This is a genomic window from Sunxiuqinia rutila (genome assembly GCF_050589705.1).
GTDB classification, from domain to species: Bacteria; Bacteroidota; Bacteroidia; order Bacteroidales; family Prolixibacteraceae; genus Sunxiuqinia; species Sunxiuqinia rutila.
Genome location: NZ_JBNGOT010000004.1, coordinates 248,626 through 258,619 on the forward strand (window position 1 = coordinate 248,626; position 9,994 = coordinate 258,619).

The 9,994-nt window shown below is 44.2% G+C and carries 11 protein-coding genes; 9 read left to right on the forward strand and 2 right to left on the reverse strand.

Annotated elements, in window-relative coordinates; genetic code table 11:
• Positions 1–82: 82 nt before the first annotated feature.
• Entirely contained in the window at positions 83–817 is a 735-nt protein-coding gene (locus ACRD6K_RS06485) for a sulfite exporter TauE/SafE family protein (protein WP_430972583.1), read from the reverse strand.
• 202 nt (positions 818–1,019) lie between these two features.
• A complete protein-coding gene (gene yidD, locus ACRD6K_RS06490) occupies positions 1,020–1,343 on the reverse strand; it encodes a membrane protein insertion efficiency factor YidD (RefSeq protein ID WP_363322887.1) in 324 nt (107 codons plus the stop codon).
• Positions 1,344–1,526: 183 nt separating this feature from the next.
• Between yidD and ACRD6K_RS06495 the strand changes: the two genes are divergently transcribed.
• From ACRD6K_RS06495 to ruvA, 9 genes are all read left to right on the forward strand, one after another.
• Positions 1,527–2,207, forward strand: a complete 681-nt coding sequence (locus tag ACRD6K_RS06495) for a ferredoxin--NADP reductase (protein WP_299579035.1) — start codon at positions 1,527–1,529, stop codon at positions 2,205–2,207.
• A 123-nt stretch (positions 2,208–2,330) separates the two neighbouring features.
• Complete coding sequence (gene rlmN / locus ACRD6K_RS06500) at positions 2,331–3,359, forward strand: dual-specificity RNA methyltransferase RlmN (RefSeq protein ID WP_430972584.1); 1,029 nt, start codon at positions 2,331–2,333, stop codon at positions 3,357–3,359.
• A gap of 294 nt (positions 3,360–3,653) precedes the next feature.
• Positions 3,654–5,513: a PAS domain-containing sensor histidine kinase gene (locus tag ACRD6K_RS06505; protein ID WP_430972585.1), complete on the forward strand. Its 1,860-nt coding sequence runs from the start codon at positions 3,654–3,656 to the stop codon at positions 5,511–5,513.
• Positions 5,514–5,626: 113 nt separating this feature from the next.
• Positions 5,627–6,199 carry a TetR/AcrR family transcriptional regulator gene (locus tag ACRD6K_RS06510; protein WP_299579042.1) on the forward strand — a complete coding sequence of 191 codons (573 nt, stop codon included), beginning with the start codon at positions 5,627–5,629 and terminating at the stop codon, positions 6,197–6,199.
• Positions 6,200–6,269: 70 nt separating this feature from the next.
• On the forward strand, positions 6,270–6,866 hold the full coding sequence (locus ACRD6K_RS06515; RefSeq protein WP_430972586.1) for an outer membrane beta-barrel protein: 597 nt from the start codon (positions 6,270–6,272) through the stop codon (positions 6,864–6,866).
• A 185-nt stretch (positions 6,867–7,051) separates the two neighbouring features.
• Positions 7,052–7,552: a hypothetical protein gene (locus tag ACRD6K_RS06520; RefSeq protein ID WP_299579046.1), complete on the forward strand. Its 501-nt coding sequence runs from the start codon at positions 7,052–7,054 to the stop codon at positions 7,550–7,552.
• 97 nt (positions 7,553–7,649) lie between these two features.
• On the forward strand, positions 7,650–8,183 hold the full coding sequence (locus ACRD6K_RS06525) for a nitroreductase family protein (RefSeq protein ID WP_430972587.1): 534 nt from the start codon (positions 7,650–7,652) through the stop codon (positions 8,181–8,183).
• A gap of 104 nt (positions 8,184–8,287) precedes the next feature.
• Complete coding sequence (pdxA, locus tag ACRD6K_RS06530; protein WP_299579050.1) at positions 8,288–9,388, forward strand: 4-hydroxythreonine-4-phosphate dehydrogenase PdxA; 1,101 nt, start codon at positions 8,288–8,290, stop codon at positions 9,386–9,388.
• 11 nt (positions 9,389–9,399) lie between these two features.
• Positions 9,400–9,984, forward strand: coding sequence for a Holliday junction branch migration protein RuvA (gene ruvA / locus ACRD6K_RS06535; protein ID WP_430972588.1), 585 nt, complete (start codon positions 9,400–9,402; stop codon positions 9,982–9,984).
• Positions 9,985–9,994: the final 10 nt, after the last annotated feature.

A 9,994-nucleotide genomic window follows, 5' to 3' on the forward strand; every position in this document is an offset into this window, starting at 1 on the left:
ACTCAAAGATAGTTAAACTTAAACACAACTGGAGAAGTAACCCTTCAGACGTTTTTTTGTTGACACAACAGGCTGAAATAAGTCAAGCCGATACCAGTGTCCGCACAATTATAAACAGCCCCAGCAAAAGGTTGATGTAGAGAATGACTTTCCGGAAAAAAAGCTGATTAACTTTTTGCGATAAGCCATCGCCCAGCTTTGTGCCCAATACAATGACCGGCAGAAGAAAAATGGTGAATTTTAAGGAAAAGGCGACAAAAATGCCATGAACAACATACAGAACAGAGCTGATTGCGGCATTAACAACACTGACCAGTGCAAATATCTTTCGAAACGATTCTTTGGAATATCCTTTCCGGTTCATGGCCAATGCAAGCGGAGGTCCGCCAATCGACATACTTGAAGTAAGCAATCCACTTAAAAAGCCAGCAAATACAATAGGTTTCTTCCGTCGTTCTTCCGGAACCGGTTGATTTCCCCCCAGCAAAAAAACCATCGAAATGGAGAAAATAGAAATACCGGCAGCCAACTCCAGCGTTTGCTCCGGGAAGTAAGTCAGCACATAAACTCCCAGCGGAATACCAGCAAAACTAGCCAACAACATGGGAACAAAATGCTTGGCTTTTACCTTGAGCTTGATCGATGCCAACAGATACACTGAAGTGATCAAATTAAACAGCGTCATCGCCGGAATTAAAGACTGTATAGGAAACAGCAGCGAAAGCAAAGGAACTGCCAGCAAGGCAAAACCAAAACCCGTCATACCCTTTAACAGGGCGGCCATCAATACCACAACTACACTAATCACCCACTCCATTGTAATTTTTTTTCAAAGGTAACGAATAAGTATAAATACTTAGTCTGAGGACAGGCGTTTTTTTAATAAAGCCAACAAACATTAAAACGGAATGGAGCGCCCCCAAGCAACTTGCCCAATCTGAATATCCGGCAACTTTCATAATTCATTTACAAAAAACAGGAAGATGATCGATCAAATTTCAGTCAGACTCAGCAGCACCCTATTTCAGCTTAAGTTTCTTCACTTTAATTTGATCCCGGTCCGGAACCGGATCATAACCATGCGTTCCCCACGGGTGGCATTTGGAAATGCGCCGCACAGCCAGCCAAAAACCCTTAAACGGGCCATGGATTTTCACGGCATCAACCGCGTATTGCGAACAGGTAGGAACATGGCGGCACGAAGCCGGAGTAAGCGGAGAAATGGCATATTTATAGAAGTACACCGGCAGTAACAACAACCAGCCCAACACTTTCAAAATCATTTTTGCCACACATTGCATAAAACTAGTCCTCTCCTTTTTAGAATGTGCAAAATTAATCATTTTTACGAAGGATTGAGAATCAACAACAAAGAGTTATTGACAGACAGCTATTCCGTCTTGCCGTACACCATCAACAAAAGCCCTCACAACAATAGCCCATCAGACATTATTCGCTGTTTTTACATCCATACGAAAACCAAATGCCACCAACTGCGTTAATTGGATGAGTAAATCATTAAAGTGATGCCCAAAGCAGAAGAATATCAAAAAAAAGCCATTGAACTTTATCAGGAAACAGTGACCGGAAATGAAGAAATCTCACCCGGAGTTTACCTGATTTCCTACAAACGAAAGCACGATTTCATTCCCGGACAGGTTGTCAAAATTGGCATCGACAACACCCAGGCTCCCCGCATTTACAGCATTTGCAGTGGCAACCACGAAGAAGAAATCCGGGTCCTCTTCAACGTAAAAGAAGATGGCTATCTCACACCTAAACTGGCAAGCCTCATTCCTGGCGACCAACTACTGGTGTCGAAACCCTACGGCAGTTTTTTGGGGACTGAAGCATCGGCCTGGTGGATTGCCACCGGAACCGGCATTGCCCCTTTTTACTGCATGTTCCGCTCCGGACAATTTGAGAACAAGACACTCGTTCACGGAGTCCGCCATCTGAACCAGTTCTATTTTGAAGATGAGCTGGACTGGTCTCTCGGCAAAAACTATGTGCGGTGCTGCTCGCAGGAACAATCGTGCGATGTATTTCCTGGCCGGGTAACTGACTATCTGAAAACAGTGGATCACCTGCCTCCCAAACAGCGCTATTACCTCTGCGGAAAAGCGCTGATGGTGGTGGAAGTGCGGGACTTACTGATCGAGCGGGGAATCCCGTACGAAAACATCATTGCCGAAATCTACTTTTAGCCAGAATTCCTGTAAATAAGAAAAATCAATGCACTCAGTTTGTTAGAAATCACTGGAAAGCATTTCGCTTTCAACAGTTTTTGCATCTGAATCTCTTTTATAACTTTGCAAAAAATTTACACGATGATTAAAGAAGCACTTTTTGGAAAAACGTTGAGCGAGTTGCAAGAACTTGTTCTCGAAATGGGTCTGCCCAAATTTACAGCCAAACAACTCACAGACTGGCTGTATAAAAAAGAAGTGTCTTCGATTGAAGAAATGACCAATCTGTCGAAAAAAGCCCGCGAACTACTTGCTGAGAAATACATGTTTGGCTTGGTTGATCCTACCAAAGTGCAGGAAAGTACAGATGGCACCAAAAAATACCTTTTCCCGACCAGCAATGCCAAGTTCATCGAAACAGCCATGATTCCTGATCGCGACCGCAAAACTGTCTGCGTATCATCGCAAGTGGGCTGTAAAATGGGCTGCCTGTTCTGCATGACCGGCAAACAAGGATTTCAGGGACAACTGACTGCGGGCGAAATTGTGAATCAGATTCGCAACATACCGGAATGGCAAGAAGTAACGAACATTGTGTACATGGGTATGGGCGAGCCTTTTGACAACCTGGATGAAGTACTGAAAAGCACTGAGATCATGACTGCCGATTGGGGATTTGCGATGAGCCCACGGCGAATTACAGTTTCTTCCATCGGCATTGTTCCCGGCTTGGTAAGGTTTTTAAATGAAAGTGAGGCCCATTTAGCCATTAGCCTCCACACGCCATTTCACGAAGAACGTCAACAACTGATGCCCGTAGAAATCGCTTATCCGCTGGAAGATGTGCTGCAAGAAATACGCGACTGGGACTTTGGCCGCCAACGCCGCGTTTCATTCGAATACATTGTTTTTCATGGGTTGAACGACACGCCAGCTCATGTTAAAGAAATGGCCCGCCTGCTGGATGGCATCAAGTGCCGGATCAACCTCATTCGCTTCCACCCCATCCCCAACACGCCGCTGAAAGGGACAGATGAAACGACCTTGGTTCAATTTAAAGAAGGGCTGGAAGCCAAAGGAATTACCACCACCATTCGCGCCTCGCGTGGACAGGATATTTATGCCGCCTGCGGACTTCTATCGACCAAAACAATGGTCAAAAAGGACTAACACCTTCACCCGATTTTTTCGTGATGCGATGCAGCCTAGTCCAACCGGCATAGGTTGACATGCTGACAATTAATCTGATTCCCAATGACTATCAAATAATTCATAGGGACTTCTGCAATAGACTTAAAAAAGTGATACCTTTGATATTCCGGCAAGAATCTCTTCCAAGAGATTAAGTCAATCCGCAATGCACCGAAAACGAAACGAGCTCGCTAAATACAAACTGCTCGATCGCTCTACGACATATTTTTTCAACATCTGTGCCCAACTCAGGAACAATCACAACCTGATAACATGAAAGCAGAAGAGGAAAACCAACAACTTAGAGAAAGCATCTTAATTAAAAACGGAAAACTTTTCCGGAAACTGTTTGATGACCACAAGGCTCCCAACCTGATCATTGATGCAGAATCGGGTGACATTATCCATGCCAACCGGCAGGCAATAAATTTCTATGCTATCTCGAAGCTAGAACTCCTCAGCATGAAGATTCAGGACTTCGGCACAAAATCAACTACTGAAATCGAATCCCTTTTGGATCAGGCCCGCCATCAAAAGTTTGGCTATTTTGAATGCCTGCAAACCACGGGAAAAGGGATCGTGCAAAAAACCGAACTGTACATCAACACCATTGAATTTGAAGACAGACTTCTATTGCACCTGATCATCAACAATAGCAAACAGCGAAAACACCCGTATAAAAATGTCTCACTGAGCGAGGCACGTCTAAGGCAAGCAGAAATAGCCTCCAAGTCAGGAAATTGGGAGCTTCACCTGGATGACATGTCGATCCTTGGATCCAGAGGTGCGATGAAAATTTATGGTGTCGACCGCGACCATTTCAACTATCAAACCATCAAAGAGTTTCCCCTGCCAGAATACCGTACAGAACTGGACCAAGCCCTAAAAAACTTGCTGCACCAAAGCAAGCCTTACAAGGTTGAATTTAAGATAAAAGCTGCCGACACAGGACAAATTAAACACATTCATTCCACCGCCACTTACGACCAGGAAAAAGGGATCATTTTCGGCATTATTCAGGATATTACCGACCGCAAAAAGCAGGAAGAAGCCATCCAAAAAAGTGAGGCCAATTACCGGCATCTTCTGGAAATGGCACCCGATGCATTTTTCCAGGGCAACAACAAAGGCGACTTTATTATCGTTAATGATAAAGCCTGTGAGCTTACCGGCTATTCCCAAAAAGAACTCCTGCAAATGAACATGAAAGACCTGTTCGCTTCCAGCCAGCTGAACCAAAACCCTTTAAGATATGATCGACTCAAATCAGGTGAAAGCTTAAAAATTGAACGGGAACTCAAACAGAAAAACGGCAACTGCATTGCAGTCGAAATGAGCTCCAGAGCCATGGATGATGGAACTTATCAAAGCTTTATTCGCGACATCAGTCAGCACAAACAGGCACAACAGGTGCTTCAGGACAATGAAATCCGTCTGCGGGAACTGAATGCCACCAAAGACAAATTGTTCTCCATCATTGCACACGACTTAAAAAGTCCGTTCAACAGCATCATTGGCTTCTCCAGCTTATTGGCAGACAAAGTTGAGATCCAAAATTTTACCGGAATTGGAAAGTACGTTCAAATCATTCAGCAATCGGCACAAAATGCCATGGATTTGCTCCTTAACCTGTTGGAGTGGTCTCGCTCACAAACTGGCCGTACCCAGTACAATCCCGAACAAACAGATTGTGTATCGCTGATTGAAGAAGCCACCCTGCTGCTGAGCGATGTTGCCGAGCAAAAATCGATTTCACTGGTGAAAGACCTACCCCTAAAAGCCCCGGTCTATGCCGACCATTACATGATTTCGACCATCCTGCGCAACCTGATTACAAATGCCATAAAATTCACCAAGCCGGGAGGGCAGGTAACCATTTCGGCCAAGCAAAACGCTAAAGAAGTTACAATTACGGTAGCCGATAACGGGATTGGCATGGAGCCCGATGCTTTGCAAAAGCTCTTTCGGCTTGAGGAAAGCTTTTCGACACCCGGCACGGTTAATGAAATGGGAACAGGTCTGGGATTGATTCTTTGCAAAGAATTTGTGGAAAAACACCAAGGAAAAATCACGGTTGAAAGTGAACCTGGTAAAGGCAGCCGCTTCCAATTCACCATCCCCAACCCCAGCTAATCAGAAACTTCCCCATCCTTCCAACATCAAGAACTGCCAATATTCTTCCGCAATAGAATTCATTTTTCAAAAATATTTGTACTTTTGAACCGAATTAGTCGAAAAACAGCCCTTTGAACGAAAAAGTACGAAATAGCATTATTGAAGTAGCCCGTGAAACCTTCGCCAAATATGGTTTCCGGAAAACGACCATGGATGAAATTGCTGTAGCTGCCCGCAAAGGGAAAAGCTCACTCTATTACTACTTCAAAAGCAAAGAAGAAGTTTTTCAGGCTGTTGTGGAGCAGGAAGCCGGCATTCTTTTTTCAAAAATTGAGCAATCAGTACGCGAACAAAATACCGCCCGGGAAAAACTTTCGGCCTACGTACTGGGACGCATGAAAGGGTTTCGCGATTTCGTAAATTATTACGATGCGTTGAAAAATGATTTCTTAAGCAAGATTGAATTCATCGAGCAAATACGGAAAAAGCACGACGAAAAAGAGCAAGCTGCCATTGCCCAAATTCTGGAAAAGGGCATAGAAGAAGGCCAGTTTCGGAAACTGAACATCAACCTTACAGCCCGGGCGATTGTCATTGCGCTGCGCGGCCTGGAAGAACCCTATTTTCTTACCGATGAGCAAGTTGACATAGAAGAACGTTTAAACGACTTGCTTTACATTCTATTTCATGGAATAAGCATTTAAATTTTTTTGTCTTCAATTCGACGATTTGACGTATTTCGTCGAATCAATTAACAATTAAACACAGAAAAAAATGAAACAAGTAAAAACACTCATCCTGCTGACCACGCTTTTAATAAGCTCAGTGCAGGCATTTAGCCAATTTGAGTTGGGTGTACAGCTGGGAATTGGAGCTGCAACCCAATCTGATCTCGGAAACATTTGTAAAAACGGAAACCGACTAGCTAACCTGAACACAGGAATACTGGCCAACTACCACGCCAACAATTGGGTTGCCGTAAAAAGTGGCTTATTGTTCGTTCAAAAAGGAGGCTATTGGAACGATACCGATGAAACTTACCGGATAAATTACCTTCAACTTCCGGTTAAAGCATCGTTTTCCTCAGCTTTGGTTGAAGAAAATAACTCCCGAATATTCTTCGCAACGGGCCCCTACCTCGCAACTCGCTTGAAAGCAGAACAGGAACGGGCTGAAACAACAACAGATCTGAAAAATGAAGTCAAGCGAACCGACTTTGGCTGGGCCTTCGAGCTTGGGGTAAATCTTCCTGTTTCAACCCATAACATCCAGATCAGCTTGAACTACGACATGGGAATTTCCGAAGTATACCACGCAGAAAAAGATGTCCAAAACAAAGCCCTTTCTTTAAATTTAGGGTTCCTGTTTTAAGCCCTTCACCCCCTCAATTCGACCATGAGGCCATTGGTATTTTTACTCGAACAATGGCCTTTATGGTTAAGTGTTAACACTAACCTTCCTTACCAAAAACAAAAATACGCCCGCCTAATTCGACATAAACCCCTACCATCTTTGCGCTAAATTTTCTACCTTGCAATTGGCAATCTTTACAAACTATGGAAAAGCTTTATTGGACAAAAGGGATCTTTAAGAACCAATTGCACCTGACCCGAAACAACGAACAAATCGGTCTAATTGAGTGGAAAAATATGTTTAGCTCCGAAGCCTTGGCCACCATGAAAGGGAAACGCTTTATTTTGAATCGCGACTTTTTCCTGTCGAAACTGGAAATTTCGGACACCAACAACCGTGCTCCTTTGGCTTCCATCATGATCAATCTTTTCCACCCTAAAAGTGATGTTGTCATCAACGGAAAACGCTTTGAACTGGAGATCAAAAATTTTTGGCAATCCCGATGGGCCTGGAAGTTTAATGGCCAGGAAATCATCATCTTCCAAAGCTACGAGTTGCTTTCAAAAGACAAAGGACAAATTGAAATTTACTCGGCCGACACCGATGAACTCGAACTGCTTATCCTGCTCGGATTGTTTGTACGCAACCAGCTTATCCTTTTCATGTTGTTACTTTTGTTAATTATTTTCTCCATTCTTATCTAAATTTCAGCCATGCTTTCTTATTTTTACCAAGCCTGAGCTTCTTTCACCCCAAAAGAAAACGCTCAGCAACTGTCTAGCAGACATAAATAACAGACACATGATTGAATTACTTCGCTCACGTAGGAGCATCCGAAAATTTACGAGCGAGCCAGTCGCTCCGAAAAAACTAGAACAATTGCAGGAAGCGGTTTTACGTTCTCCGTCATCCAAAAACGGCAATCCCTGGGAGTTTATCTTCGTCGATGATCCCAAGCTGATCCAACAACTCAGCCAATGCAAACCGCACGGAGCTGCCTTTTTAGAAAAGGCTCCTTTGGCCGTAATCGTTCTGGCTGATGAAAACAAAGGAGATGTGTGGGTTGAAGACTGCTCCATTGCCAGTATTTTGCTTCAACTTACGGCACAGTCACTCGATTTGGGAAGCTGCTGGGTGCAAGTTCGCAAGCGCCAGCACAACCAGGAACAAACCGCCGAACAATACATCCAGCACCTGCTTCAACTCCCCGAAAACCTCCGGGTATTGAGCATCATCGCCATTGGTAATCCCGCGCAAACCCGCCAGGGAAAACCGTCTGAGGAACTGGAATACCATAAAATTCATCATAATCAATTCACCCCAGGCAAGCCCTAATCTTTTTGATAAAGTTCAGATAAAGAATTAACTTTGCCTTTCACAGAAAACAGCTGTGAACAAGAGATTTTCAAGATTTCCACACACCATAAGAGACTGATAAAATGAGCAGAAACAAAATAAGAATCGGAATATCACAAGGTGACATCAACGGAATTGGCTACGAAGTAATTATGAAAACCCTGTTGGATGCACGTATCCTCGAAATGTGTACTCCCGTGGTTTATGGCTCGCCCAAGGTGGCCGCCTACCATCGTAAGGCATTGAATTTAACCAACTTCAACTTCAACAACATTCAGTCGGCCCGTGAAGCCGATCCGCGACGTGCCAACATCATCAACTGTATTGACGATAACATCCGTGTGGAATTAGGAAAGTCATCCGGAATTGCCGGAGAAGCTTCCTACATGGCGCTGGAACGAGCCGTCAGCGACCTGAAAGCCGGTGAAATTGATGCGCTTATTACAGCCCCCATCAACAAAGACAACATTCAATCAGACAAGTTCCATTTTCCAGGTCACACCGAGTTTTTAGCCGAACAGTTTGGGGCCGAAAACTACCTGATGCTCATGGTGAGCGAGATGATGAAAATTGGAGTGGTTACTACCCACGTGCCGCTGGCCAAAGTCTCCTCTTTAATCACCAAGGAAGCGATTCTCAGCAAACTGCGCATCATGGACAGTTCGCTCGAAAAAGATTTCAGCATTAAAAAACCTCGCATTGCCGTACTAGGACTAAATCCGCATGCTGGTGATGGCGGACTGTTGGGAACTGAAGAAAAAGACATCATCATTCCGGCCATTGAACAAGCGAAAAAAGAAGGTATTTTAGCCCTTGGCCCTTATCCGAGCGACGGTTTCTTCGGATCGGGCGACTATGTCAAGTTCGATGCGATTTTGGCGATGTACCACGATCAGGGCTTAACCCCTTTCAAACTGGCATCTTTCGACAAAGGTGTAAACTACACCGCCGGACTACCATTTATCCGCACCTCGCCCGCCCACGGTACCGCTTTTGATATTGCCGGAGAAGATAAAGCTTCCCCCGACTCATTCAGACAAGCGCTTTACCTGGCTATTGATGTGCACAAAAGCCGCGAACTTTATAAAGAAATCAATAAAAATCCGTTGAGAAAGTTTGAGATCAACCCCAACCAGGTTGATGAAAACATTGATTTGCAAAGCGCTGACGAACCTGAAATTTAAAGCACAGCATTATGTACGAATACATTCAGGGAAAAATAGCCGGACTGACTCCCGCCAACGCGATCATTGAAGCCGGTTCCATTGGTTATTTTATTCAAATTTCGCTCAATACCTACTCGCTCATCAACGGGAAAGAGCATACCAAGCTCTTTCTGCACCAAACAGTTCGTGAAGATGCTCACCTGCTGTACGGATTTGCAGAAGCAGGTGAACGCGAACTCTTTCGTTTGCTGATTTCGGTCAATGGCATTGGGTCCAACACCGCCATGATGATGCTATCATCGCTGACAGCTGAAGAAATCCGCCAGGCTATTCTGGGCGAAAACGTTAACTTACTGAAAAGTATAAAGGGCATTGGTGCAAAAACAGCACAGCGGGTCATTATTGATCTGAAAGATAAGATTGGAAAAACAGCAGCCAGCGACCAAATTTTAATCTCAAAAGCAGACAATACAATCCGCGATGAAGCGTTATCAGCATTAGTAATGCTGGGATTTGCCAAGAAGAATATTGAAAAAGAACTGGACAAACTTCTGAAAGCCAATCCTGATCTGACCGTCGAAGACACCATAAAAAGAGCCTTGAAAGGGCTGTAACGTTGAAAAA

What these genes read in the sequence shown, in the direction of transcription:
- ACRD6K_RS06485 (WP_430972583.1), bottom strand. Translation starts at nt 817, where the DNA reads ATGGAGTGGGTGATTAGTGTAGTTGTGGTATTGATGGCCGCCCTGTTA.
- yidD (WP_363322887.1), bottom strand. Translation starts at nt 1,343, where the DNA reads ATGATTAATTTTGCACATTCTAAAAAGGAGAGGACTAGTTTTATGCAA.
- ACRD6K_RS06495 (WP_299579035.1), top strand. Translation starts at nt 1,527, where the DNA reads ATGCCCAAAGCAGAAGAATATCAAAAAAAAGCCATTGAACTTTATCAG.
- rlmN (WP_430972584.1), top strand. Translation starts at nt 2,331, where the DNA reads ATGATTAAAGAAGCACTTTTTGGAAAAACGTTGAGCGAGTTGCAAGAA.
- ACRD6K_RS06505 (WP_430972585.1), top strand. Translation starts at nt 3,654, where the DNA reads ATGAAAGCAGAAGAGGAAAACCAACAACTTAGAGAAAGCATCTTAATT.
- ACRD6K_RS06515 (WP_430972586.1), top strand. Translation starts at nt 6,270, where the DNA reads ATGAAACAAGTAAAAACACTCATCCTGCTGACCACGCTTTTAATAAGC.
- ACRD6K_RS06520 (WP_299579046.1), top strand. Translation starts at nt 7,052, where the DNA reads ATGGAAAAGCTTTATTGGACAAAAGGGATCTTTAAGAACCAATTGCAC.
- ACRD6K_RS06525 (WP_430972587.1), top strand. Translation starts at nt 7,650, where the DNA reads ATGATTGAATTACTTCGCTCACGTAGGAGCATCCGAAAATTTACGAGC.
- pdxA (WP_299579050.1), top strand. Translation starts at nt 8,288, where the DNA reads ATGAGCAGAAACAAAATAAGAATCGGAATATCACAAGGTGACATCAAC.
- ruvA (WP_430972588.1), top strand. Translation starts at nt 9,400, where the DNA reads ATGTACGAATACATTCAGGGAAAAATAGCCGGACTGACTCCCGCCAAC.